The 26,119-nt window shown below is 73.9% G+C and carries 11 protein-coding genes; 5 read left to right on the top strand and 6 right to left on the bottom strand.

Annotation, left to right across the window (positions count from 1 at the left end; all coding sequences use genetic code 11):
* Nucleotides 1-210: 210 nt before the first annotated feature.
* Complete coding sequence (locus tag BBK14_RS01410; protein ID WP_071059390.1) at nt 211-1,326, bottom strand: thiamine-phosphate kinase; 1,116 nt, start codon at nt 1,324-1,326, stop codon at nt 211-213.
* A gap of 436 nt (nt 1,327-1,762) precedes the next feature.
* Here BBK14_RS01410 and BBK14_RS01415 point away from each other — a divergent pair, with 436 nt between their 5' ends.
* Complete coding sequence (locus BBK14_RS01415) at nt 1,763-3,298, top strand: acetamidase/formamidase family protein (RefSeq protein ID WP_071059391.1); 1,536 nt, start codon at nt 1,763-1,765, stop codon at nt 3,296-3,298.
* A gap of 81 nt (nt 3,299-3,379) precedes the next feature.
* Here BBK14_RS01415 and BBK14_RS01420 read toward each other — a convergent pair whose 3' ends face one another.
* The gene (locus BBK14_RS01420) at nt 3,380-11,317 is read right to left on the bottom strand and encodes an AAA domain-containing protein (RefSeq protein ID WP_071059392.1); all 7,938 of its coding nucleotides are present in this window, start codon (nt 11,315-11,317) and stop codon (nt 3,380-3,382) included.
* A 339-nt stretch (nt 11,318-11,656) separates the two neighbouring features.
* Here BBK14_RS01420 and BBK14_RS01425 point away from each other — a divergent pair, with 339 nt between their 5' ends.
* The gene (locus BBK14_RS01425) at nt 11,657-15,109 is read left to right on the top strand and encodes a UvrD-helicase domain-containing protein (RefSeq protein ID WP_071059393.1); all 3,453 of its coding nucleotides are present in this window, start codon (nt 11,657-11,659) and stop codon (nt 15,107-15,109) included.
* Nucleotides 15,110-15,211: 102 nt separating this feature from the next.
* Here the strand turns inward: BBK14_RS01425 and BBK14_RS01430 are convergent, their stop codons facing one another.
* Entirely contained in the window at nt 15,212-16,393 is a 1,182-nt protein-coding gene (locus BBK14_RS01430; protein WP_338045408.1) for an aminotransferase class I/II-fold pyridoxal phosphate-dependent enzyme, read from the bottom strand.
* 816 nt (nt 16,394-17,209) lie between these two features.
* On the opposite strand from BBK14_RS01430, the gene BBK14_RS01435 reads away from it, so the two are divergent.
* Nucleotides 17,210-17,947 (top strand): class I SAM-dependent methyltransferase, encoded by a 738-nt coding sequence (locus BBK14_RS01435; RefSeq protein WP_071059395.1) that lies wholly within the window; start codon nt 17,210-17,212, stop codon nt 17,945-17,947.
* A gap of 43 nt (nt 17,948-17,990) precedes the next feature.
* On the opposite strand, the gene aat is transcribed toward BBK14_RS01435, so the two are convergent.
* Both aat and BBK14_RS01445 read right to left on the bottom strand, forming a co-directional pair.
* On the bottom strand, nt 17,991-18,962 hold the full coding sequence (gene aat, locus BBK14_RS01440) for a leucyl/phenylalanyl-tRNA--protein transferase (protein WP_071059396.1): 972 nt from the start codon (nt 18,960-18,962) through the stop codon (nt 17,991-17,993).
* Nucleotides 18,953-21,538 carry a putative bifunctional diguanylate cyclase/phosphodiesterase gene (locus BBK14_RS01445; RefSeq protein ID WP_420849114.1) on the bottom strand — a complete coding sequence of 862 codons (2,586 nt, stop codon included), beginning with the start codon at nt 21,536-21,538 and terminating at the stop codon, nt 18,953-18,955. Before BBK14_RS01445 ends, aat begins: the two co-directional genes overlap by 10 nt.
* A gap of 927 nt (nt 21,539-22,465) precedes the next feature.
* On the opposite strand from BBK14_RS01445, the gene BBK14_RS01450 reads away from it, so the two are divergent.
* Nucleotides 22,466-23,338 carry an LLM class F420-dependent oxidoreductase gene (locus BBK14_RS01450; RefSeq protein WP_020458637.1) on the top strand — a complete coding sequence of 291 codons (873 nt, stop codon included), beginning with the start codon at nt 22,466-22,468 and terminating at the stop codon, nt 23,336-23,338.
* A gap of 149 nt (nt 23,339-23,487) precedes the next feature.
* Here BBK14_RS01450 and BBK14_RS01455 read toward each other — a convergent pair whose 3' ends face one another.
* A complete protein-coding gene (locus BBK14_RS01455) occupies nt 23,488-24,318 on the bottom strand; it encodes a patatin-like phospholipase family protein (protein ID WP_071059397.1) in 831 nt (276 codons plus the stop codon).
* Nucleotides 24,319-24,646: 328 nt separating this feature from the next.
* Between BBK14_RS01455 and BBK14_RS01460 the strand changes: the two genes are divergently transcribed.
* Entirely contained in the window at nt 24,647-25,849 is a 1,203-nt protein-coding gene (locus tag BBK14_RS01460) for a DNA methyltransferase (RefSeq protein ID WP_071059398.1), read from the top strand.
* Nucleotides 25,850-26,119 lie beyond the last annotated feature (270 nt).

A 26,119-nucleotide genomic window follows, 5' to 3' on the forward strand; every position in this document is an offset into this window, starting at 1 on the left:
GTATCCAGCGAACGGGAACAGGGTCGGGGTGTGGGCCGTTACTATGAACAGTGCCGGTCCGTATCATGGCCCCCGGACCCAAATTGAGTCGCTACGTGCGACATCGCGCCGCGAGGCGACCTGGCGGGCCGGCGCCCTAACACGTTGCGCCCCGTCCTCTCTCCAGAGGATGGGGCCCCGCCGTGTCCGGGGGTTGTCGAGCCCGCGGGCTCAGGTGACCTGGCGGAAGTGGTCCCATCCGGTGCCCCGCCGGTAGTCGAGCCCGCCGACGAGCACCCCGTGACCCGCGCCGCGGTCATCAGGCCGGGTCCCGTCCGGGCCCACATGGGTGGGGGCGGCCAGTACCCGTCCGATGACGACGCAGCCGGCCGGGAGCAGGGCGGTAGGAGCAAGGCAGGCGACCAGCGCGTGGTCGTCACCTCCAGTGAGAACCCAGGTCAGCGGATCGGCGCCCAGCACCGCGGCGGCGTCCCGGATCGGTCCGGGCACCGGCAGCGCCGTGGGGTCGATGTCGATCCACACGGCGGAGGCCGCCGCGACATGGCCGAGATCGGCGAGGAGACCGTCCGACACGTCGCACATCGCGTGCGCCCCCGCCGCCGCGAGCAGCGGGCCGAGCGCGTAGGGCGGGTGGGGCCGCCGGTGCGCGTCCACAACCTCGGCGTGCGCCCGCAGGATCTCGGGGGGGAGCTCGGCGGCGCGCAGGAGGGCGAGGCCGGCCTCGGCCCATCCGATCCGTCCCGCCAGCACCACCCGGTCGCCGGGGCGGGCGCCGTCCCGGCGGATCGGGGCTCGTCCGGCGAGGTCGCCGAGCGCGGTGATCCCCAGCACGATCCCGGCGGCCGAGCTGACGTCGCCGCCGGCCACGGACGCGCCGACCAGCGCGCACTCGTCACGCAGGCCGTCGGCGAGCTGCTCGGCCCAGGCGACGGGCAGCTCGCCGGGCGCGGCGAAACCCACCACCAGGGCGGTCGGGCGCGCGCCCATGGCGGCGACGTCGGCGAGGTTCTGCGCCGCCGCCTTGCGCCCTGTGTCGTACGCGGAGGACCAGTCGCGCCGGAAATGCCGACCCTCGACGAGCAGGTCGGTCGTGACGACCACCCGTCCATCGGGAGCGGCCACCACCGCCGCGTCGTCACCGGGCCCGAGCAGGACGTCCGCCCCGACGGGGAGGCGTCGGGTGATCGCCCGGATCAGCCCGAACTCACCGGTCTCCGCCACCGTCGGCCCGCTGCCGGTGCTGCCGGTGCTGCCGGTGCTGCCGGTGCTGCCGGGGTCGGTGGTGTCGTCGGTGCTTTCGGTGTCCGGCTGGCCGCGTGTGCTCATTGTGGAGCCACGGTAGTCGGCCGGTCCTCGTCTCCGGTGCGTGTCTGGACGTTGGCTGACGTCTTCCGCCGGACCCGGATCGGGGCCGTCGGGCCCCGCCCGCGTGACGAACAGCAGCCGCCGGATACCGGCGCGTGCCCCTCTGGTACCCCTTCCGTGGGCTCCTCACCGGGTGACGCGCGGCGCTGAGCTGGAGCTGAGCGAGGGCTGGACCGCGACTGCAACATCCAGGACATCTCGGCGTCATGTCGCGCTGCGACTCTGACGCGCGTGCAGCGCCCCCACCGCCACCGTCTGCGACCGGCCCCTACCGAGGCCGCCGTCGCCGTCCGGTCGTCCGCTGTCCCGTCCGCCGGTGCGCCCTCCGATCCGGAGCGCCGAGCGACGACCAGGACGATTCCGGCCTACGCCGGTCGCCGGCACGGGTAGAACGCGAGTGGCCCTGCAACCCGGACGAGGAAAGATCGAGGGCCGGCACTATCTGCCCTCCACCCCCGAGACAATCAGCTGGGGTGCCCTCCCGACCGCGCGGACGCGGCCGGTCCTCAGCATCGACCCCGGCACGACCGTCACCATCGACACCGTCAGCCAGGAAGGGATCCTCGAGGACCAGGGACGGGACCCGGACACGTTCTTCCGCGGTTTCGGCGTGGCGCCGTCCGAGGTGCTCGAGGACGCGCGGGCGATCGCCGCGTCCGGGATACCGCACCGCTTCGGCCGCGACGGCGCGCACATCGTGACGGGCCCGGTGTACGTCCGGGGCGCCGAACCCGGCGACGTGCTGCGGATCGACGTCATCTCACTGCACCCGCGCGCCCGCTACGGCGTGATCTCCACCCGGCACGGCGCCGGCCTGCTCGCCGGCGAGTTTCCCGAGACCCCGGCACCCGACCTCGACGCCGACGCCCGGCGCTGGCAGGCATATCGGACGGACACGTCCTTCTGCGCGGTCGAACGCCGCCGCGGCCGGCTCTTCGGATCCATGCCGAGCGGTCGCGACACCCGGATCCGCTTTCCGCTCAACCCGTCGCTGGGCATCATGACCGTTGCCGCGGACGTCCCCGACGGCCCGGTCGCCTCCGACTCGGTGGGCCGGCACGGCGGCGCGCTGGACTGCCGTGATCTCGGCCCGGGCTCACATCTCTACCTGCCGATCCAGGCACCGGGCGCGCTCTTCGCCGTGGGTGACCCCCACTACGCCATCGGCGACGGCATGATCGGCGCGACCGCGCTGGAAGGTCCGCTGCGAGCCACCCTCCGCCTGGTGACCCTGCGGGACGCGGCGGCCCGGGCCGCTCTCGGCTCACTGCGGGAGCCGTTCATCGAGACCGACGAGCTGTGGATAACGTCGGGATTCGACCCCGATCCGCGGGAGGCCCTGCGCCGGGCGGCCCGCGCGGCGGTGACGTTCCTCCAGACGAAGGTCGGGCTGGACCGGGCGGCCGCGGTTGCTTACCTGTCCTCGGCGGCGGACTTCGGGGTCGGCCGGCTGGCGGGCGGCCCGGAATCCGGGTACTGCCGCATACGGCGCGCGGACTTCAGCGAGCCCACACCGGTGAAGGCCCGACTGCCCCGAGCCGGTTTCGCCCGCATCGTCGGCGGCACGGACGGCGACACCGACCGCGACCATGACACCGACCGCGACCATGACCATGACCATGATGCCGGCCGCGGCGGTGACGGTGACCATGATGCTGGCCGGGATCGCGGTGGTGACGGTGACCTTGACGTCGACCGTGGTCATTATGGCGGTGGTGACCATGGCGGTGGTGGTGACCATGGCGGTGACGAGGCCCGCCTCCCGGAGCAGAACCACGTTTCTGACCGGGACCGTGCCCCGGAGGCGCACCGTGCCCCTGAGCGGGACCGCGACCAGGAGCGGGACCGCATGCGCGACGCCCCGCCGCCCCAGCCTCTGGAAACCCCCACCGACGACGGGGCCGCCTCCATTACCCGGGGCCCGGCCGCCTGACCGGAGAGGCCTCTCAATACAAGCGTGGCGGGTGAGTGAGCGTATGGACTCATTCACCCGCCACGCATTTATCGGGGTTAGTTAGGCGTCGTCTAGGCCTTCTTGGTCGGAGAGGGGGATGGGGCGCCAGCGCTGGCGACGTTCGTCGGGGTCGGAGTGGACGGAGGGCACGCCGCCGACCGGGGGAAACGAGCCCGCCAYCATGCCGTTCTGCGGGACGTTCGGGAGGCCGGCCGCCCCGTCCGGTGCGACTGGCCCGAATGCTCCGGCCGCCGCGCCGGTCCCGCCAGCCGCCGTGGTCCCGCTGGGCGGCATGCTGCGGCTGGACGATGTGGTGTCGCCGGGCGTCGGGGTCCCGCCGGGTGCCGTGGTCCCACCGGGCGGCATGCTGCCGGTGGGGGATGGCATCGCGTTGGGCGGTGCTGATCCACCGGGGGTTGCCGTCCAGTCGATGCGCGTCAGATCGTCGAGGGGCTCCGGTGCGCTGGGGCGCGCCGGTCCGCCGGCCTGGGGTGAGCTCGAGGGAGTCCTCCCGCCGGGGGAGGCGGCATCGCCAGGCAGTGACGGTGCGTTGGGCGAGAGCGATACGCCCGGCCAGGAGTCCGGACCCGGGTAGATGTGCGGGACGCCCGGGAACCCGTTCGGGGCGGTCCCGACCGATGCCCAGCCGGTCGGTGACCCGCCGGAGGTGGGCCATCCCGCGGTCGCCGAGCTCGGCGTGGCCGCGTTCGCCGGTGGGGTGGCCGGGGTCTGGGTGCTCGGAGTCGGGCCTCCGGCCGGTCGTGATCCGGGGGTCTGTGGTTCCGAGGCCGCCGCAGCGGCGGCCTGGCCCGAGCCGGGTGTGCCGCTCAGCAGGGGTGCCCCGTTCGCGCCGGGTGAGCCGGACGGGCCGGGTGCCGCGATTGGGCCGGACGGGCTGGTCGAGCCGGCCGGGGCCGGGGGCGCGGTGCTGGGCAGGGCCGAGGCGGTCCGAGGGTCCCAGGAGGCTCCCGCGGCCCCGGGAGCGAGGTCCGGGTCGGTGGCCCCGTGGCCCGTGATGCCCGGGCCCGCGAGTCCGGAGCCGTGGGTGCCCCGGCCCACGACACCCAGCCCGAGGACGCTGAGGCCCGCGTCGCCGACGTCCGCGTTGCCGGTGCCCCCTGATCCAGGGCCGGTGGCGCCGATGCCTGCCTCGCCCAGGCCAGCGGTGCCGGTGCCCGCGCCGATGCCCCCGCCCGGCTGGGCGGTGCCCGAGCTGCCCGCGTCCCGACCCGACGGCTCCGCCGGTGTGGCGGTCGAGCGTGCGTAGCCGTGGAAACCTGTCGCTGAGGGGTCGCTCTGGGGGGTAAACGTGGCCGGGCTGGCCGGCGCCGGCGGCGGTACGGACGCCGAGGGCGGTACGGACGCCGGCGGCGGTACGGACGCCGGCGGCGGTACGGACGCCGAGGGCGGTACGGACGCCGACGGCGGTACGGACGCCGGCGCGGCCGCGGGCGCCGCCGGCGCCGGCGCCGGCGGTACGGGGCTCGCGTAGGCGGGGGCGGCGAGGAGCTGGGTCACCAGCATCGCCGGATCCGGTTGATCGGAGACCGGCGGCGCGAGCGCCACCGGGATGGTGGGGGCGATGCCGGCCGCGGCGAGCCGGGGCCACAGTGGGGCGAGCGCCGCCTCCGGGTCGATCTCGAACTCCGAGCGGCGGACCCGCCAGATGCGCCAGCCGACCCGGCGCAGCTCGCGTTCGCGGGTCAGGTCCCGCTCGACGTCCTCGGTGGAGCGGGTCGCGTCGCCGTCGCATTCGACGGCGAGCCGGGCGCGGCCGCCGGAGACCACGAGGTCGAACCGCCGGCCGTTGATCTCGACCTGCGGGGTGACGTGGTATCCGCGTGAGCTCAGCGCCAGGAACACCCGCTGCTCGAAGAGCGAGTCGAACCTGGGGTGCGGCAGCACCGGGCTCACCTCGGACGGCGAGAGCGGGGTCGCCATGATCGCCATCGGCGCCGACACCGAGTGCGCGAGGACGTAGCTGAGGTAGCTGTGCCGCAGGTCGCCCGGGTCCAGGTCGGCGGTGGAGACCGAGTGGAACAGCCAGACCTGGTCCCGGGCCCGGGACGCGGCGACGTTGAACCTGCGCTGGTACTCCAGCCTGGTCAGCGAGGTGGTGGACGTGCCTGGCGCGATCACGAGCGACAGGAAGACCACGTCCCGCTCGTCACCCTGGAAGTCCGGAGGCGAGCCCACCCGCAGGTGGCGCCGCAGCTGCTCGGCCGCGGACATCCGGGCGGACAGCTCCGAGCGGATCAGCTCCGCCTGCGCGGTGCCCTGCAGCACGACGATGCCGAAGCTCAGCCCCCGGTAGCGCGGGTCCTCGGCGCAGTTGAGCACCTGGGTGACCAGCGCCTCGGCCTCGATCGGGTTGCGCGGGCCGGCGGGGGTCGAGGTGGTGTAGGCGTGCGGCACGAACTGCGCGCGCAGCGGGGCGAGGCGGTCCGCGCCGAACTGCCGCAGCGGGACGAGCGGGGCGTCCCGGTAGAACATCGCCGACGACCACTCGATGATCTCCGGCATGCACCGGAAGTGCTCGCGCAGCCGGACGACGTCCCCGAACCGGGTCCGCAGCAGCGAGAACAGGCTGGACCGCGGCGTGAAGCCCACCCGAAGCCAGCTCGGGATGTCCGGCAGGAGGGTGTCGAGCCTGGTGAAGACGGGTTCGAGCTCCTCGACGGACGCGTCCGGCGGGGTGCACTGCCGGTCGTCCCCGACGACGATCACCCGGGGGGCCAGCCACAGCAGGAAGAGGCTGTCCAGGCCGGCCTGACTGCCCTCGTCCACGATGACGACGTCGAAGCTGTCGCGTACCGCGGGGATGGTCGACAGGACCTCGCTGATCGGCATCACCCAGGCCGGGACGGCGGTCTGCGCGATGCGCATGGCCTCCCGGGCCGCCTGCCGGTAGCGCTCGGCGTGGCGTCCGGTGAACCGGCCGCCGGCGGCCATGGCGTCGGCGTAGGCGCGCAGGGCGGCGGACTGCTCGGTGCCCATCCGCTCCAGGCAGTGCTTCCAGGCCAGGGCGCCGGCCAGCTCGGCGGTGGCGGAGGCGACCAGCTCGTCGGCGGCGTCCAGGTCGGCGTCGAGGTCGGTCTGGTCGACGGCGCGGACGCGGGCCAGCCAGGTCGCGGCGACGGCGTGCGACCAGGCCCGGCCGAACGACTCCATCCGCTCCGGCCCGACGCCGTTGAGGCCGACCCCGGTCATGCCGAATCCGCCCGCACCGAATCCGGCCGTACCGAATCCGCCCCCGCCGAATCCGTTCGCCGCGAAACCGCCTGCCGAGAAGGCGCCCGCGGCGAATCCGTTCGGGCTGTTCCAGCCGCCTGCGCCGCCCGCCGCGGAGCCGTGACCGCCCCATTCCGGGTTCGGGTTTCCCACGGTGAGGTTGCCCAGCGCGAGCAGGTCGGCGAGCAGGGGATGTGCCTCCCGGACACGTCCGAGCAGCTCGGCGCGACGGCGGGCCCGCGCGCGGCCGTTGAGCGCGCCCGCCGTCGCCTCCAGGGCCGCCACGTACTCGGCGGGGTCGCGCGCCTCGACCGCGATCGCGAGCAGTGCCAGCTCCGGGACGGCGTCGGGCTGGCCGGCCGCCGCGACGAGGTCGGCGGTGAGGTCCCGCAGCTGGGTGCCGGCGACCGTGGCGGACTGCCGCAGCCGATGGGCGTTCACGGCGGCGCCGACGTCCGCGCAGGACGTGGGCGAGTCGAGCGTGATCGTCTCCACGCCGAGCGCGTCGAGCAGCGCCGCGAGCCGGTCGCGTGCGGCGACGGCGACGTCGATGGCCCGTGCGGCGTCCTGGGCCTCGGTGAGCCGGGCCAGACGCACCTCCAGCTCGACGGCGGGATCGGGGGCGACGCCCAGCAGCGACCACGCCCGGGTGGCGGCCTCGAGGGCCACCTCGGCCCGCAGCCGGCACAGGGCCAGATCGAGCAGCTCGGGGGAGCGGGGCGTGACGCCGTCGACGGTGGTGCCGTCAAGGAGCAGACCGGCGTCCTTCTGCGCCTTTGACCGGAACAGCCGGCGCAGCGAGCCGCCGGCCTCCATGTGCTCGCGCAGCGCCAGCGCGGACGACAGCAGCCCGGTCAGGTCGCGGCCCGGACCCTCGCCGCCGGTGGGGAGCTCGACCCGGTGCAGGCCGAGCTCGACCACCGCCTGGCTGGCCTCCGCGATCGCGGGTGCCGCGGCAGCGACCTTCGTCCACAGGACGGCGGCCCGCCCGGCGAAGGCGTCGGCGAGGGCGTCGGCGACCCACTGCTGGCGGACGGCCCGCCGGCCGACGGCATCGAGGGCACGCCGCACGTCGTCGGCGCCGGCCGCCATCCGTTCCGCCGCCTCGTCGCCGGCCCGGGCGAGCGCGTCGGCGATCACGGGCGCCATGAGCACGGCCTGCCGGCTCAGTGCGTCCTCAGCGGCCTTCGCGGCTGTCAGCGCGACCCGCTCGATGTGCGCGAGGACGGACAGTTCGGAGCGGGTGGGCAGCTCGCCGAGCTCCGGCGGGAGGCCGAACGCCCGCTGCTCGCGCAGGGCGGACAGCGCCAGCGCGGAGGTGATCGGGGAGGGCACGGTCGGCGGGTCCGAAGGCCCGCCGCCGGATCCGAGCAGCCCGGTCGATCCGCCGGCCGGTCCGAAGCCCTCCGCCTGCCCCGAGCGGTCTGCCCGTCCTGAGCCGTTCGCTGGCCGTGAGCCGTCCGCCGGCGTCGGCTCCTCGGCCGGCGTGGATTCGCCACCCGCGGTAGCCGACCCGTGGGGCGCGCCGGGCCCGCCCGCGGTCTCCGAGGCGCCGTCGACCGCCTGGCCCGGCCGTGCGGTCTCACCGGGCTGTCCGGCCCGACTGGGCCGTGCGGTCTCACCGGACTGTGTGGCCCGGTTGGACTGTTCGGTCCGGCCGGGTTGCACGGTCTGGCCGAGCGGGGTGCGCTGGCCCGGTGGGGCCAGGCGCGCCGCCGGGCCGAGCACGAGCGGCGAGGTGGGCGGCGCGGCGGACGTGTCGCCGAACCCGGCGAACCCGCCCTGCCGGGAGGACGCCGCGTCGGCGGCGGCGCGGCCGGGTGGGGTGGCGTCCGGCGCGGTCAGCAGCTGCCAGAGCTCGGCGGCCTCCGCGTCGGTGATCGGTGGACGCGGCCAGCCGCCGCCCTCCGGCCCCGGCACGGGCACCGGGATCCAGCCGTGCTCGGCGGCCTCGTCCCGCAGCCGGGCGGCGATCTCCGCCCGGGTGCCCGACCAGCCCGGCCCGACCTCGTAGGTGCCGTGGCGGCGCCACTCCGCCGCTCGCCGGGCCGCGACCGCGGTCGAGATCCGGTCGCGTTCCGCGACAGCGGAATCCCGGCGTGAGCGCGCCGTCCGGATCCGCTCGTCCTGCGACCCGGCGTCGTAGACGGCCTTCTGCGCGGCCAGCGCGCTCACGCTGGTGGCGAGCTCGCCCGCGCCGCTCTCGGCGCTGTCGGTGAGCGAGACGCACAGCCGGCGCAGCTCGGGCGGGAGCTTCTCCTGCAGCACCCGCAGGGCCTGGCCCTTCTGACTGGTCACCAGGACCCGGCGGCCCTCGGCCAGCAGCGCGCTGATCAGGTTCGCGATGGTGTGCGTCTTGCCGGTGCCCGGCGGGCCCTCCACGACGACGCCGTTGTCCATGCGCAGCCGCCGCATGACCCGCGCCTGCTCAGGGCTGATCGGCAGCGGCGAGAGCCACTCCTCGGCCTCCGCGGGACGTCCGGACTCCGCCGGTTCGCGGTGCCGCCCGGCGCCACGCTCACCCGGGGCGGCGGTGATCGCGCGCGGGCCCGGTCCGGCGCCCGGGCCGGGGTCGGGGCCGTCGCGGGAGGCGAGCCACGCCAGCCGTTCGGAGGTGTCCAGGGTCTCGACGAGCTGGGCCAGGCCCAGCGGCGGACGGCCGTCGCCGCGCAGCGCGTCCAGCATCTGCTCGTAGTAGTTGAGCAGCGCGGCGTGCCCGCGCGAGCGTAGGACGAGCGCCGGCGCGAGCGTTACGGCGGCGCTCGGCCCGGCCGGGCCAGGCGGCGGCCAGCCCGGACGGTAGCCGGCGGTCGTCCCGTCGACGGCGAGGGTGAGCCAGTCCCGCAGCAGGCGCTCGTCGTCGGCGCCCAGCGGGGCGGCGTCCCGGGAGCGCAGGCGCTCGTGCAGCGCGTTGGTCCGCTCGGGCCGGAACGCGGGGACGCCGTCGAGGAACGCGCTGTCCTCGAGCCGGGTGGACGTGCCTCCCGGCACCCGCAGCCGGACGGCGGACGTCATCGGGTCGACCTCGACCACCAGCCGGGTGACCAGCAGGTGCCGGCGGACCGGGCGCGGCAGCCACCAGGTGAGCAGGCCGGTGGCGAGCACCAGCTCCAGGGTGTCGCCCTCCTGGGCCAGTCGCTGCGCCACCCCGTACAGCGTGGTGTGCAGGTGACGCCGGTCGGCGTCGGCCCGGGCCCGGGCACTCCACACGTGCCAGGCCCGCGCCCACTCCGTGAAGGCGGCCTGGACGTCGGCGGGTACCTGCTCGGCCTCGTCCTCGATGCCGTCCTCGACGCTGGCAGCCCCGGAGCTGCCGGCCTCGCCGCCGGTCGGCTGGCTGGCGGTCGGCCGGTCGCCGTCTTCGTGGCCGCGGGTCTCGTTGTCGTCCGACCCGTGGCCGGCTGCGCCGTGGCTGTCGGTTCCCTTACCGTCGGTTTCGTTGCTGCCGGCCTCGCCGGGGCCCGCCCCGGTCCGCGGCTCGCCGTGGCCGGGCTCGCCCGGGGCGGCGGTGTGCCCGGTCCCGTCGGGGCTGACGCCGTTCGGGCCGACGCCGTTGTGACCAGACCCGTTGTGACCAGACCCGTTGGAGCTGATGCCGTTCGGGCTGATTCCGGTGAACTTGATGCCGTTGAAGCCGGCCCCCTTGGGGCTGGCGCCGTTCGATCTGATCCCGTTGGGGCTGCCACCGTCTGTCGTGCCTGGCACGACGACGCCGTTGCTGGTGCCGGCTCCGTTGCGGGTCGGGCTGTTCGTGGGCGGCCCGTCGCCGGGGGCCTTCCCGCTCGTCTCGGCGGCACCGCTCGTCTCGGCGGCACCGCGCGGTTCGCTGTTACCCGCACCGCCGTCGGCCGGCTCGGTGGCCGGCGCCTGCGCGCCGTCGCTGCCGGCGCCGGCTGATCCGTCCGGTGCCGGTGGCTGCTGCGGCTGCGGTGGTAGGGCGAGAGGCGGGGGTGCGGGCTTGGCGGGTGCCGGAGTCGGGCGGGGCGGGGGGTCGTAGACGAGTACCGGCGTGGCGGTCAGGTCGATGTCGGCGGGTGGCACCGGGCCGTGCAGGACGATTCCCGGGTTGGGCAGGCCCGCGGCGAGGTCGCCGCCACGCACCGGCAGCCGCACCCGTCCGCGCAGGATCTCGGGCAGCGGTGGGGCCGGCGGCAGCAGCGCCGCGGCGGGTGCCTCGAGGAGCACCTCACCGGCGCCCGCGTGCTCGAACAGGGACAGGCCGGCGGGGAGGTCGGCGAGCCAGATCACCAGCGGGTTGTCGTCGACGTCGACGACCTGTTCGGACTGGGAGACGGCCACCTCGTGCAGGAACCGGACGAGCCGGTGGCAGCGGTCGCTCAGCGCCGCGTTCCGCTCGCGCAGGGTGGCGGCGCGCTGCTCGGCGTCCGCGGCGGCGGTTGCCCTGGCCTCCGCCTCGGCGGCGCTGACCGCCTCGGCTGCTGCGTCCGCGTCGGTGGGTACCCCCGGGCCCGTGGGCGCGCCGGCGTTCGGATCACTCGCGGCCAGGCCGCCGTCGGTGGCGTCGCTGGCCCCCGTGCCGCGGGTGCCGGCCGCGGCCGCGTCCGCAACGGCGGCAGCGGCGCGGGCGGTGCTCCGGGCCGCGGCCCGGGCCGCGCGGGTCATGCCGCCGTCCGTGGTCATGCTCCGGGTGTCCACGGCTCGGGTCTCCGAGTGCCGCGCGTCCACGTGCCGGGCGTCCGAGTGCCGCGTGTCCGCCTGCCTCGCGTCCGCCACTCCCGAATCCGCTGTTCCCGAGTCCGTCGTCATATCTCTCCCCGATTCCGGCCGGCGAGTGCCGGCGTCGGAACTCGCGACAGGACATCGCGGATGTCCCGTCTCGTGCGTTCCAGGACCGGTACGCCCGGTACCGGAACTCGTGCAAGCCTCCCGGACGAATGCGGACGACGCGGTCGCGACCCGCGGATATCGGTGCTCATCCGCATGCACAGTTGGCCCAGGGGGTGTGGCGATCCGGGGCGATGGCCCCCGGAACCGGGGCAGCCCGGCCCGACGCGCCCCGCCCGGGCCGCTTGTTCGTGGGATCCGGCGTGCTCTCCGGCGTGCCGTGACCGGCCCCGGGGCCCGGATGCGACAACATACGCATCCGTGAGGTCACGGTTCTTTGCCGACACCCACGTGCACTCCAGGTACTCGCGGGCCTGTAGCCGCGACTGCGACCTGGAGCATCTGGCGTGGTGGGCGGCCCGAAAAGGCATCCGCGTCGTCGGGACCGGCGACTTCACCCATCCGGCCTGGTCGCAGGAGCTCGCGACCAAGCTGGTGCCGGCGGAGCCGGGACTGTTCCGGCTGCGTCCCGACCTGGAGCGTGACGTGCTCGCGACGCTGCCCGCGTCGTGCCGCACCGCGACCCGATTCATGATCTCTACGGAGATCTCCACCATCTACAAGCGAGGCGACCGTACAAGGAAGGTTCATCACCTCCTCTACGCGCCCGATCGCGAATCGGCCGGTCGGATCACGTCCGCACTGGCCCGAATCGGCAATCTCTCCGCAGACGGACGGCCCATCCTCGGCCTGGACTCCCGTGACCTGCTCGAGATCACGCTCGGTGCCGGCGAGGGCTGTTACCTGATCCCCGCGCACGTGTGGACGCCCTGGTTCGCCGTGTTGGGCTCAAAATCCGGGTTCGACGCCGTCGAGGACTGCTACGCCGACCTCGCCGAGCACGTCTTCGCGCTGGAGACGGGCCTGTCGGCGGACCCGGAGATGTTCTGGCGGATCTCCGGGCTGGACCGCTACCGGCTGGTCAGCAACTCCGACGCGCACTCCCCGCCGATGCTCGGGCGGGAGGCCACCGCCTTCACCTGCGAGCCCGACTACTTCTCGATCCTCAGTGCGCTGCGCACCGGCGACGGGTTCGGTGGCACCGTCGAGTTCTTCCCCGAGGAGGGGAAGTACCACCACGACGGCCACCGCAAGTGCGGGGTGGCGCTGACGCCGGAGCAGACCCGCGCGGTCGGCGGCATCTGCCCCGAGTGCGGGCGTCCGCTCACGGTGGGCGTACTCAACCGGGTGGACACGCTCGCCGATCGCACGGAAGTGCACCGACCCGACACGGCGGGTGACGTCACGTCGCTGGTGGCCCTGCCCGAGATCGTCGGCGAGATCCTCGGAGTCGGGCCGAAGAGCAAGTCGGTGGCGACGCAGGTCAGCACCCTCGTCTCCCGGCTCGGCCCCGAACTCGGCATCCTCTCGGACGTCCCGCTGGACGCGATCGCGGAGGTGGGCTCGCCGACGCTGGTCGAGGGCATCGGACGGCTGCGCCGGGGCGAGGTGATCCGCCAGGCCGGCTTCGACGGCGAGTACGGCGTCATCCGGCTCTTCCAGCCCGACGAGCTCACCGCCGACGCGGGCACGCTGTTCGACCTCGGCACCCCCGGCCTCGCGACGGCGCCGCAGGCCGGCATCCGCCGGGGCCGCGGCGCCGGCCGGGGCGGCACCGCGCTCGCGCCCGGTGCCGCCGAAGCAGCCGAGGTCCCCCAGGCCGCCGGAGCTGCCGGAGCTACCGACGTCGCCAAGGTCACCGAAGCCGGCGACCTGTTCCCGGGCGATGACGCGGTGGAGCGCAGCGGCCCGCCGTCGGTGCTCGACGGGCTTGATCCCGACCAGCGGCGCGCGGCCGAGCACGTCGGCGGGCCGCTGCTGGTCCTCGCCGGCCCCGGCACCGGGAAGACCCGCACGCTCGTGCACGCCATCGCGCACCGGGTCCGTGAGCTCGGCGTGCCCGCCGAGCAGTGCCTGGCGGTCACGTTCACCCGCCGCGCTGCCGGCGAGCTGCGAGAACGGCTCGATGTTCTGCTTGCGCCAGGCCCGGCCGGGACACGTGCTGAGAGCACACCCGCGGACGGCACGCCCACAGATGCGGCGTCCACGAGCGGTGCGGCCGTGGATGAGGCACCAGGAGACACGGGGAGGCCCGGTGCCGGCGCGCTGGCGACGACGTTCCACGGCCTCGGCCTGCTGATCATCCGGGAGCAGCATGTGGCGCTCGCGCGGGCGCCACGGGTGCAGGTGGCCGACGACGCCATCCGTGGGGAGCTGATCGACGAGGCGATGCACGGGACCGACGGTCCCGAGGCGCGGCGCCGTGCCGCGGCGGAGCTGGCCGAGCTCAAGCGGCAGCGCGCCCTGGGGCGCACCTACCGGGACCACGCGCTCGCCGGGGTGCTCGCCCGCTACGACGCCGCACTGCGTGATCGCAACATGGTCGACCTCGACGACCTGCTCACGCTGCCGTTGGGGCTGCTGCGGTCGAACCCGGACCTGGCGGCCGAGTACCAGCGGCGCTGGCGGCACGTCTGGGTCGACGAGTTCCAGGACATCGACGAGGTGCAGTACGGCCTGCTGCGCGAGCTCTGCCCGCCCGCGGCCGACCTGTGCGCGATCGGCGACCCCGACCAGGCGATCTACAGCTTCCGCGGCGCCGAGGTCGGCTTCTTCCTGCGCTTCGAGCAGGACCGTCCCGGCGCCCGGCGGGTCTCGCTCACCCGCAACTACCGCTCGACGCCCACCATCGTCAGCGCCGCGCTGGACGCCATCGCGCCCACCACCTTCGTGCCCGGCCGCGAGCTGCGCGCGGTGACCGGCCTGGACGAGGACGGCCCCGTCGTCGTCCGGCAGTGCGCGAGCGAGGCCGAGGAGGCCATCGCTGTGGCCGACCTGATCGAGGAGGCCCTCGGCGGCACCTCGTTCCACTCCCTCGACTCGGGCGTGGACGGCTCGGAGCGGGGCCGGCTGTCGTTCGCCGACATCGCGGTGCTCTACCGGACGGCGCGCCAGGCCGAGCCGGTGATGGACGCGCTGGTGCGCCGCGGGTTCCCGTTCCGCCAGCATGCCCACACCCCGCTCGCGGACGTCCCGGCCGTCGCCGCGGTGCTCGCCCTGCTGCGCGATCGCCGTGACACCGCGCCCCGTACGGTCACCGCGCTGCTGCGGGACGCGGCCGCGCGGCTCACCGACCTCGCCGCGGCCGCCGGCACCGAGCTCGGCACCGCTGCCGCCCTCGCGCCCGGTGTCGCTCAGCCCGGCGGGGTCCCGGCGGGACGGCTGCCGAGCGAGGCGGAGATCCGACGCGCCGCGGAGCTGCTCGCCCCGGCGGCCGCGGTCGCCGGGGACGATCTCGGCGCGTTCCTCACCTCGGTGACCCTGGCGACGGAGGTGGACGGGCTCGACCCGCGGGCGGACCGCATCTCCCTGCTCACGCTGCACGCGTCCAAGGGGCTGGAGTTCGGCCTCGTCATCATCGTCGGCTGCGAGGACGGCCTGCTGCCGCTGCGCTGGGGTGGGTCGAGCCCGTCGGCCGACGCCGAGGCGGAGGAACGGCGGCTGCTCTTCGTCGGGATGACCCGGGCCCGCCGCCAGCTCGTCCTCACCCATGCCGCCCGGCGCCGGCGCGGCGGCGACCTGGCCGACACCGGCCCGTCGGCGTTCCTCTCCGCCATCGACGGACGTCATCTCGACAAGCGCACGCGGGCCGCGCAGGGCACAGCCGCCGCCGCACGTCGCCGGTCAGCCGGCCGCCAGCTCCGCCTGATTTGACGGCGCGGCGGCTGCCCGATCTGACGGCCGGGCCAGCCGCGTCTGACGTGACGGACGCGGCTGGCCCGGGACGTATCCGTCGGGCCAGCCGCGCCCGGGCGGTCAGCTGATCCGGGCGAGGGGGAAGCGCCGCGCCGCCGCGTCGAGGACGTCCAGGAGGGTGTCGATCTCGGCGTCGGTGTTGGCCGCGGTCACCTGGATCCGCACCCCGACCTGCTCCCGGGGCACCAGCGGGAACGGTGCCACCGTCACGTAGATCCCGCGCTCGTAGAGGAAAGCGCCGAGCGCGTCGGCCCGCGCCGGGTCGGTCAGCGGGATCTCGATGATCGGGTAGCCGGAGGTGTTCAGCGTGGTCAGCCCGAGCGCGCGGATCCCCGCCAGCAGGCGGGCGGTGAGGCCGTACAGGGCCACCCGCGCCCGCTCGCCCCGCTCGGCGTTCACCCGCAGCCCGACCTGCGCGGTCGCCAGCGAGGCGACCGGGGGCGGGCCGGAGAAGATGTACGGGTTGGCCATCGTCTTCAGGAAGTCCTTGAGCTCGGTCGGGCATGTCGCGAACGCGAGCAGCGAGGAGTAGGACTTCGAGAACCCGCCGACCAGGATCAGGTCGTCGTAGCTCTGCCCCAGGTGCCGCACGATCCCGTTGCCGCGCAGGCCGTACGGGGTGGGCTCGTCCGGCGCGCGCTCGCCGATGACCCCGAAGCCGTGGGCGTCGTCGACGTACAGGACGGCCTCGTACGCCCGGACCAGCTCGAGCAGTTCTGCCAGCGGCGGGCCGTTGCCCGTCATGCTGTTCACCCCGTCGATCGCCACGACCCGGGGATAGGTGGTACATACCCGCAGCCGGCGTTCCAGCCGATCGAGCCGGTCCTCCCGGAAGCGCCGGACGGTGGCGCCGCGGCCCAGCGCCATCGTGGCGCMGTCATGCACCGAGCTGTGCGCGTGCAGCTCGACGAACAGGGTGCCCTGGCCGACGAGTGCGGGCAGCACCGACAGGTGGATATGGCTGATGGTCGGGAGTAACAGCGTGTCCGGCGCGCCGAGAAGGTCCGCCAGCGTCTCCTCGATCTCCACGAACAGTCGTGGATTAGCGATGATGCGTGACCAGCTCGGGTGGGTTCCCCAGAGATCCAGATACTCCGGAACGGATTCGATGATCTCTCGGTCGAGATCGAATCCGAGATAGTTGCAGGACGCGAAATCGATCAGCCAACGGTCGCCGATGCGAATGCGCCGGCCGTCGATCTCGTCCACCCGCGAGTCGTAGAACGGCGACTGGCGGCGCATGTGGTCCATCTCCGCCATGACGCCGTAGGGCCGGGCCAGGACGTGGCGGATGCCTGCGCCGGCGTGGGCCTGCGGGCGCCCGGCCGGGGGAGTCCCGGTGTGACTGGGGGTTCCGGTTCCGGCCCCGGGTGCGGGCCCGGGCGGCGCCTCGCGGGCGGCCGGCGCCGCGGGGTCGGCCAGGTGCGGGGAGAGCGGTTGCGGGGAGATCTGTTGCGGAGAGAGCGGTGTTGTTACAGATGCCGTCTGGACTGTGGTGGGTGGTGCCGGGACGTCGATCATTGGCCTGCGGACCGGTTCGCTGGACGGGGGCAGGGATTCCGAGGTCTGCGACACCGGCTTCCTACTTCCGGTCGCAGGTCGGGCATGCGGGCATCGGCGCCATCGCCGTCACCGGCCTTTCAGGATCGCCGGAAACATTCTCTCCGGGTCACGGGAAACGAAAGAAACGACGGAGTGTCGCCCGGTGTGCCGTGAATCTTATTGTGAAGATCGTGGCGCACGGTGAAGATCTATGTCTGCACATTAGCTCGGAGAAGGGGCTTTTTCCACCGATGGCGAAGATTCCCCCGCTCTGCGCCGGCCGATCGGGCGAGGCCGGTGGGCCGGCTGCTCTGATCGGGGGCCGGCTGCGCCGGGCGCCGCCACGGGCGGACAACCCTGTGGGGGCACAGTGTTATCGTCCCCGGCATGTCCGAGACCGCGTCCGCCTCGAGCCGCCCGACGTCGAGTGCGCCGGCTTCGAGCACGCCAGCTCCGAACACGTCGACGTCGAGCGCGTCGACGTCCAGCAGGCGGGCGTCGGGGGACCGGCCCGCCGTGCGCGACCTGCCGTACTCCGGCTTCGGTCTCTCCCGGTCGGTCACGCTGTTCCGCGCGCACCGCAAGGAGCCGGTCGACCCGGCCGGTTTCTACTCGCTCATCGCGGCCGACTCCGTCCGCCAGCTCCGCCGGTACACGACGCTGTCCGGCCAGCTGGTGCTGGATGTCGGCGGCGGCCCCGGTTACTTCCGGTCCGCGTTCCTCGACGCGGGCGCCAGGTACTACTGGGTCGAGCCCAACGTCTCCGAGATGGAGGCCGGTGGTCTCGATGTGCCCGGCCGGATCCGCGGGAGCGCGCTCGAGCTGCCGTTCCGGAGCGACTCGATCGACCTCTGCTACAGCTCGAACGTGCTTGAGCACGTACCCGACCCGTGGCGGATGTGCTCGGAGCTGGTGCGGGTGACCCGCCCCGGCGGGCTGATCTTCCTCAGCTACACGAACTGGCTCTCGCCGTGGGGCGGGCACGAGACGGCGCCGTGGCACTACCTCGGTGGTGACCGCGCCGCCGACCGCTTCGAGAAGCGGCAGGGCCGCCCGCCGAAGAACCGGTTCGGCCAGACGCTGTTCCCGGTGTCCGTCGCGGGCACCCTCGCCTGGGCCCGCCAGCGCTCCGACGTGGTCGTCGTCGACGCGATGCCGCGCTACCTGCCGGACTGGGCGAAGGCCATCCTGCGTGTCCCCGGCGCTCGTGAGGTTGTCACCTGGAACCTCGCCATGCTCCTGCGCAAGATCTAGTGTTTTAGCGCCCTGCCAGAGCCCCGACCTCCGGGCTCGGCCGTCACCGCGCGGCCCGGCCCGGGTCGGCGGGCTCCCCGGGCGGCGCCGGTGGGCGTCTCGGCGGGCGGGTCTCGGCGGGGCCCGGCTTGCGCGGCGGCGCGAGGCGGGAGACGGGCAGCCGGTCGCAGACCATCCGCGCCTCGTCGTCCCGGACGGCCCGCAGCGTCGCGAGGAACTCCGCGCGCGGCACCTCCCGGGCCCCGAGTGTCGTCAGGTGCGCCGTCGTCAGCTGGACGTCCAGCAGCGCGCCGCCGGCCCGGCCGAAACGGTCGAGGAAGTCGACCAGCGCGACCTTCGAGGCGTCCGAGGCCCGGTGGAACATGGACTCGCCCATGAAGACCTGTCCGACCTGGACGCCGTACATCCCGCCGACGAGCGCGTCGCCGTCCCAGATCTCGACGCTGTGTGCCCAGCCGAGGGCGTGGAGCCTGGCGTAGCCCTCGATCAGCTGCTCGGTGATCCACTGGTGCGGCCCGTCGCGGCGGCAGGCCCGGACGACGTCCACGAAGCACTCGTTGAGCGTGCTGGTCCAGGTGCTGTTGCGCATCCGGATGATGAGTGAGCGCCGGATCCGCATCTCGCCCGGCGCGAGGACGGTCCGCGGGTCCGGGCACCACCAGGGCGGGTCCACGTCGTCACCCGGGCCGTCACCGGCGGCACCAGCCGCGCCGGCGGCGGCCGCACCAGCCGCACCAGCCGCACCGGCGGTGCGTTCGGGCACGTGGCCGATGAGCGGGATGACGCCGCGCGCGGCCGCCGCGCGCAGTGCTCCGCGCAGTTCGGCCGCCTCGGCGAGGTCGTCCGCCGGCCAGGGGAAGGCCCCGCGGCGGTAGGCGCCGATCAGCGCCGGGGGGGTGAGCCCCCCGCCCGCCGCCACCGGTCCGTAGGCGGCTGCCCGCTCCAGGTATGGCTCGAGCAGGGGATGATCCCAGCCCGACCGGGGGGGTTCGGGTAGCGGCGGGGTCAGCCCCACAGCTGGCCCGCGGGGGTTCGCGCGCCGGTGCCGCCGTCATCGTGATCGTCGATCTCGGCCGCGATCCTGGCCGCGGCCTCCGCCGTGGCGGCAGCCTCCGCCTGTGCGACCGCCTCCGCCTGGGCAAGGGCTTCAGCCTGGGCCACCGCGACCGTCTCGCCCGCAGCCTCCGCCGAGGACACATCGACCACCTCAGCTGCCACCTCCGCCGCCGCCTGCGCTGTCGTCGTGGCCTCCGTCGTCGCCTTTGTCGTCGCCTCGGTGGCGGCCGCGTCGACCGCTGCCCGGACGACCGGTGACGACAGCATCGCCGTGACCTCGTCCGCGGGCCGCGGGCGCCCCAGGAAGTAGCCCTGGGCGACGTCGCAGCCGTAGTTCCGCAACTTGTCGAGCGCGCTCGCGCTCTCCACGCCCTCGACCACGATCCGCAGGCCCAGGGCGTGCGCGAGTCCGACCGTCGACCGGACGATCGCCTCCGCCTTCGCGCGGCGCAGCCCGGATCCGTCCTCGAGTCTCGTCACGAACGACTTGTCCATTTTCAGCATGTCGACCGGAAGCTCCTGGAGGTACGCCAGCGAGGAGTAGCCCGTGCCGTAGTCGTCGACGGCGATCTGCACGCCGAGCTCGCGCAGCTCGCCGAGCACCGCCGCGGTGCGTACCCGGTCCAGCATCAGCGTCGTCTCGGTGATCTCCAGCTCGAGCGCGGACGGCAGCAGCCCGTACTGGGCGAGCAGCCCGCGCACCTGGTCGGGGAACGCGCGGTCGAGCAGGTCGGAGGCGGAGAGGTTCACCGCGACGGCGACCTCCAGGCCGGCCTCGCGCCACCGCCGGCACTGGGCGAGCGAGGTCTCGAGCACCTCGATCGTGAGCATCCGCATCAGGCCGGCCTGCTCGGCCAGCGGCACGAACGACTCGGGCGTCAGCAGGCCGCGGGTGGGATGGCGCCACCGTACGAGGGCCTCGACGCCGTGCGACCTGCCCGAGTCGAGCTCGACCTTGATCTGGTAGTGGACCTCGAGCTGACCGGTGCCCAGCGCGGCGCGCAGCGACTCGATCATGTCCAGCCGCAGCAGCGTGTTCACCTCGGCGCCGGGGCGGTAGTACTCCACCCCGGTCCGGCCGGACTTCGCGCCGTACATGGCGACGTCGGCTCGCTGCAGCAGGGTCTGTGCGTCGGCGGCGTGGTCCGGGTAGAGCGCCGCGCCGATGCTCGCGCCGACGTGCAGGGTCATCCCGCCGACCTCGAAGGCGCCGGACAGCGCCACCAGGACGCGGTCGGCCACCCGCCGGGCGGTGTCGGCGTCGGCGTGCTCCAGCAGGACGGCGAACTCGTCCCCGCCGAGCCGGGCGTGCAGGTCGCCGGGCCGCAGCGCCCCCGCGATGCGGGACCCGACCTCGACGAGCAGCGCGTCGCCCACATGGTGGCCCAGCGAGTCGTTGATCTCCTTGAACCGGTCGAGGTCGAGCAGGAGCAGCGCGAACGAGTCCCCGTCGGCGATGTTCCCCTCGAGCGTGGACAGGCGCTCGATGAACCCGCGCCGGTTCGTCAGGCCGGTGAGGTCGTCGGTGCGGGCGAGCACCTTGCTCTCGGCGAGCTGCTGGACCTCGACGAAGGTCATCGCCGCCCGGGCCAGCGCGGTGAGGACCGTCGCCGCCGCGAGCACCACGGTGAGCAGCGGAAGATCCATCATGGACCCGATGACCAGCAGCGCCAGCGCGAGGACGGTCAGCACCAGCGGTACCGCGATCACGCTCCAGCCGGACATCCGCGCGGGCTTCCGCCAGGGCTGGCGCTGCCAGGCGGCGAACGCCGGGGCCAACAGGGAGAGCACCCAGACGATGTCCAGCAGGCCGCCCGGCGCGTAGTCGCCGTCCGCCATCAGCACGAACACGCACGAGTCGGCGAGGGCGAAGCCGACGAGCCCGCCGCCGAGCAGCCACCACACCCGGCCGGGATGCCAGCGCAGCAGCCCGAAGACCGTCACCACCAGCAGGACGAGGAGCAGGTCGGCGAGCGGGTACACCAGGCCGACCACGACGGAGGAGATGTCCGCGGGGCCGTCCGTGGTGAGGCGCGCGCCGATGCCGCTGCTGAGCGCGGCCACCCCGAGCACACCGACCAGCGCGTCGAGCCACACGCTCGCGTGGAACCGCAGCACCCGCTGGCGCAGCAGCAGGATGACGGCCACGTAGCAGGCCGGGTAGAAAAGCAGCCAGCCGACGTCCGCCGCCGACACCTCGACCGCCGCCCCCTCGGCCGCCGCCCCCTCGGCCGCCGCCCCCTCGGCCGGACCGCTGACCGCGAGACTGAAGTAGACGCTGGCCGCGCCGTAGCTGATGATCCCCGCGCCGAACAGCGCCCAGGGCGGCCGCTCACCGCGCAGCAGGACGGCACGCAGGATGCACAGCAGCCCCGAGACGAGCGTGACGAAGGACCGCAGCGCGACGACGGCGGGTTCACTTCCCCGCGTCCCGGTGATCGTGACTGCCACGAACAGCACGGCCGCGAGCAGCAGCAGCATCTGCGCCAGGCGGATCAGGCGGAACCTGCGTGGCGCCGGCGGCGAGATCGTCAAGCGTCACCTCGCCGGATCCGGGCCGGCCGGCCGGGAACCGGCCCGCCGCGCACGGTGGTGACGGGCTGCTGGACCAGGTGGCGTCGAGTACAGGAGAGGTCTCCTCCCCACCTTGGCGCCCTGGCCCGGCTGACGGCGCACTGACGCGCGCGCTCGCGCCCGGGCGGGCATCGCGGAAGCGGCGCTGTGACCGACATGGCTGGGCCGGTCTCGGCGGCCGGACCGCTCTCGATGGGCGCGGCCGGCGCGCGGGCGTGCACAGCACACCCGGGCCGGTCTCGGCCCGGTCGTGGGGGGATCGCACCCGCGGCGGGTGGGCCGCCGGCACCGCGGGGCGCCGGGGCGCGGGCCGTGGCACCCCCAGGCGCGCCGTCGGAACGATCCGCCCGAAAGAAAAGGCTACGGCGGTTCCGGGCACCCCGCCACCGGGACCGCGCCGGGTCGCGTCGCCGGAACAGGCCGTGACCGGTGCGACGACTGACAAGCCCGGACATGAGAGGAATTCTCATACATGGGTGTTGGCAGGTCGCGACGGGTGGTGGTCCGTGGCCGGGTGCCTGGGTGGGCGTTGTGCGCACCACCTCGCCCGTCGCTGTGGGCCATAGGTCGTGGAGGCCCGACGGCGGCTCCGGCCCGCGGCCGTGGGTGTGCTCGGATCGTGGCCGCGGGGCACGGGTGTGGGGCGTGTGCAAGGCAGGCATGGGGGGCGGAACGTGGCCGGGTGGGCGGCGCGCGGGCTGGCCCGTTGGGGAATGCCTGCGCGGGCGGGTGGGGTTTGATGCCGGGGACGGTGGCGACGCGAACGCGCCGTGCCCGCCGGCCCGTGCTGTCCCGCCGATGCGGGAACGTCGCCGGGTGGGGCGGACGTCCACCGGACATGGTCGCGGGCGACGCGGCCCGCGGTGAGCTCCCGGAGGAGAAAAAGAAGTGCGACTTGGTGTACAGATTCCCGACTTCACCCGGCCCGAGGGGCCTGCCGACCTGGGCCGCGCGCTCGCCGAGGTCGCCCGTGAGGTCGACGAGGCCGGCTTCGACTACCTGGCGGTGATGGACCACTTCTTCCAGATCGAGATGGTCGGCCCGCCCGAGAACGACATGCTCGAGGCCTACACCACCCTGGGCTTCCTGGCGGCGCACACCCGCCGGGCGACCCTGCTGACCCTGGTGACCGGCACCGTCTACCGGGAGCCCGGAATCCTCGCGAAGATCATCAGTACCCTCGACGTGCTCTCCGGGGGCCGGGCGATGCTCGGAATCGGCGCGGCGTGGAACGAGCAGGAGTCCGTCGGGCTCGGCATCCCGTTCCCCCCGGTCGCCGAGCGCTTCGAGCGCCTCGAGGAGACCCTGCAGATCTGTCTTCGGATGTGGTCGGACGACGAGAGCCCCTGGACGGGCAAGCACTACCAGCTCGCCCGGCCGCTCAACTCGCCCGCCGCGCTCACCCGGCCGCACCCGCCGATCATGATCGGTGGGGGTGGGGAGAAGAAGACGCTGCGCCTGGTCGCGAAGTACGGGCAGGCCTGCAACCTCTTCTCCGGCCCTGACCTGCCGCACAAGCTCGACGTCCTGCGCCGGCACTGCGACGCCGAGGGCCGCGACTACGACGAGATCGTCAAGACCTGCTACTACCGCTTCGACCCGGGCAAGTCGGGCGAGAACGTCGGGCGCATCCTCGACGAGCTCGGCGAACTGGCCGAGCTCGGCATCTCGGTGGCCATCGGCGGCGTCGCCGACATCTGGGACGTCGAGCCGCTGCGGGTCCTGGGTGAGCGGGTCGTCCCCGCCGCCGCGGACATCTGAGGCCGGCGGCGGCCGGCGTCGGCGGGGTTCGTGTCCGTGCCGGCGCCGGCGGGCTCGGCGGCCCGCCGGCGCCGGTGCGCGGACCTGTCATACGGGGATCTGCTGTACGGGGACCTGTCGTACGGGTATCTGTACGCGGACCTCTCGGATCAGTCCTTCCACAGCTCGCGGACGCTGTCCGCGACCGCGGCTGCCTGGTTCCGCCCCGCCCGCGCGGACGCGGCGCGGATCGCGGGATCGAGGATGTTCGAGCCGAAGGCGGCCCGCGACGCCTCGTCCGCGGCCACGACGAGGACCCGGCTGCCCGCGCGTTCGAGCCGCCGTACCTCGGTGGGTATGCCCATGCCCAGAATGGGCGCAACGATCAGTACCCGTTCGTGGCCTTCCGCGAGATCGGCGTTGATCACGGAACGCATACCGCCGTCCACGTACCGGCGGTGATCCACGGTCACCGGCGGGAACACACCGGGGAGCGCGGAACTGGCCGCGACCGCGTCGACCAGATGGACGCCCGAGTCGCGGTCGAAGGCCACCCAGTCACCCGTTTCGGCGTCCACCGCTGTCACCACCAGGCGCTGCCGCGGCCATTCGCGGACGGGCAGCCGCCCGGCGATGATCTGCCAGCGGTCCTCCTCCGAGGCGACCTCGGCCGCGAGCGCGTAGGCGCCGATCCGGGCGCGGGCGTCGCGTGCGCCACGCGAGCCCGCGGTGACCTGGGCCAGGGTTGACATGAGCTCGCCGTAATCGAAATTCACCGTCGGTTCGGCGGTCGGGTCGGCGGGAGCGATCTGCCGGGAGTACAGCAGGTCGAGGTCCGCGCCACTGCTGATCATCGTCCCCACGGCGGAGCCCGCCGAGGTGCCGACGACGAGATCGGCGTCGGTGACGTCGACGCCCGCCTCGGCGAGACCGACCAACAGGCCGATCTCCCAGGCGATGCCGGCCACGCCTCCGCCGCCGAGGACCAGCGCGTGCCGCATCCAGACACACCTCTCCGCGACGGCCCTCGTCAGGGTCCGTCGCTTTCTGAAGGGCTTTTGGGAACTACGCACCGGAGGTGGCAAGGCACCACCGAAATCACCCGATCGTGCTATGCCATTGCGGCATGGTGATCGTTTGGGTGTCGCGCGCAGGACAGCGACCAGGCCAGATCGGCCCCAGACCGTTCGTGCCCCCGCGCAAGCGTCCCGGGCCCCCTCGCGCATACTGCGGAGCCCCGAGCCGGGGCTCTCCCCACGCCGCCGGCCCTCTCCTGGAGGCCACGTGAGTACGACAGCCGACCGGACGTCCCACGCGCGCAACGAGCACATGACATTCCGGGCTAACCGGGGCGTAGGGCGGCATGGCTGGCTGCGGCTCACGCCCGCCTACGGAGTCCGGCTCGTACGGGGGCGTATCTCCCACCTGCCCGCCGGCTCGGTCATCACCGACCCGTTCTCCGGAACGGGGACGACTCCGCTCGCCGCGGCCGAGCTCGGCCATCATGGCCAGAGCGCCGATCTCAATCCCTTCCTCGTCTGGTTGGGGCGGGCCAAGGTCCGCCAATACCCGCGGCAGACCCTTGCGGACGCGGCCACCGCGGCCGCCGATGCCGGGGACGCCGCCGCCCGCATGGGCCGTGACACCGAGTTGTGGCAGCCGAACATCTTCCGGATCGAGAAATGGTGGAGCCCCGGGGCGCTGCACGCGCTGCGCGCACTCCGGGCGGCGCTCGACGCATATTCAGGACCGGCGGGTGATCTCCTGCAGATCGCACTGTGCCGGGTACTGATCTCCGTCAGCAACGCGGCCTTCAATCATCAGTCCATGTCGTTCAAGGCCGCCGCCGGCGAGACCCGGCCCGGATCCTTCGACCCGGCCGCGGCCGCGGCCACCATCGCGCTGTTCGGCACCGAGGCGGCAGCCCTGATCGAATCCGCCCGGGTCGAGCTGCCGGGCTCCGCCGCCGTCCACGAGGGCGACTCGCGCTCCGTCGTGCCGGACCTGCGCGAAACCGATCTCGTGCTGACCAGCCCGCCCTACGTGAACCGGATGTCCTACATCCGCGAGCTCCGGCCGTACATGTACTGGCTGCGCTACCTCGACCGCGCCGGCGACGCCGGTGAGCTGGACTGGCGCGCGATCGGCGGCACCTGGGGGAGCGCCACGTCCAACCTGCGCTCCTGGACGCCGGCCACGCCCACCCCGGTCGACGACGCGCTGGAGGCCGTCTGCGCGCGGATCGCGGCCGACGGCGACCGGAACGGGCCGCTGCTGGCGACCTATGTGCGGAAATACCACCACGACATGTGGCTGCACTTCCAGGCCGTCACACCACTGGTGAAACGCGGCGGGCAGGTTTCCTACATCGTGGGGAACTCGACGTTCTACGGCCACGGTGTCCCTGCTCAGGACTGGTATGCGTTGATGCTGCACGAGCTCGGCTACGCCGACGTCGAGGTGGAGGTTATTCGCAAGCGGAACTCAAACAAGGCCCTGTTCGAATTCGACGTCCGGGCCCGCCGGCCTTGATCCGCCACTCTGACCCGGGGGCTGTCAGCCCGCGCTCCTCAGCTGCCCCGTGCCTCGCCGCCACTCGTCTAGCATCGAATCGGCCGGCGCGACCGGTTCGGAGAGCGGTATCGACAGTTCGAGCCGTCCATCCGTGTCTGGCTGTCCTTCCCCCGGTCGCCTGGCCGCCGGCGATCTTGCCGCAATCCGTCCCGCGTCGAAAAGTGCCGACTCAGACAGGTATCCCGTGACGACGACAACGACAAGCAGCCCGACCAGAGGAAATAACGG

Source organism: Parafrankia soli, from assembly GCF_001854695.1.
Taxonomy (GTDB): domain Bacteria; phylum Actinomycetota; class Actinomycetes; order Frankiales; family Frankiaceae; genus Parafrankia; species Parafrankia soli.

What these genes read in the sequence shown, in the direction of transcription:
- BBK14_RS01410 (WP_071059390.1), bottom strand. Translation starts at nt 1,326, where the DNA reads ATGAGCACACGCGGCCAGCCGGACACCGAAAGCACCGACGACACCACC.
- BBK14_RS01455 (WP_071059397.1), bottom strand. Translation starts at nt 24,318, where the DNA reads ATGCGGCACGCGCTGGTCCTCGGCGGCGGAGGCGTGGCCGGCATCGCC.
- BBK14_RS01460 (WP_071059398.1), top strand. Translation starts at nt 24,647, where the DNA reads ATGACATTCCGGGCTAACCGGGGCGTAGGGCGGCATGGCTGGCTGCGG.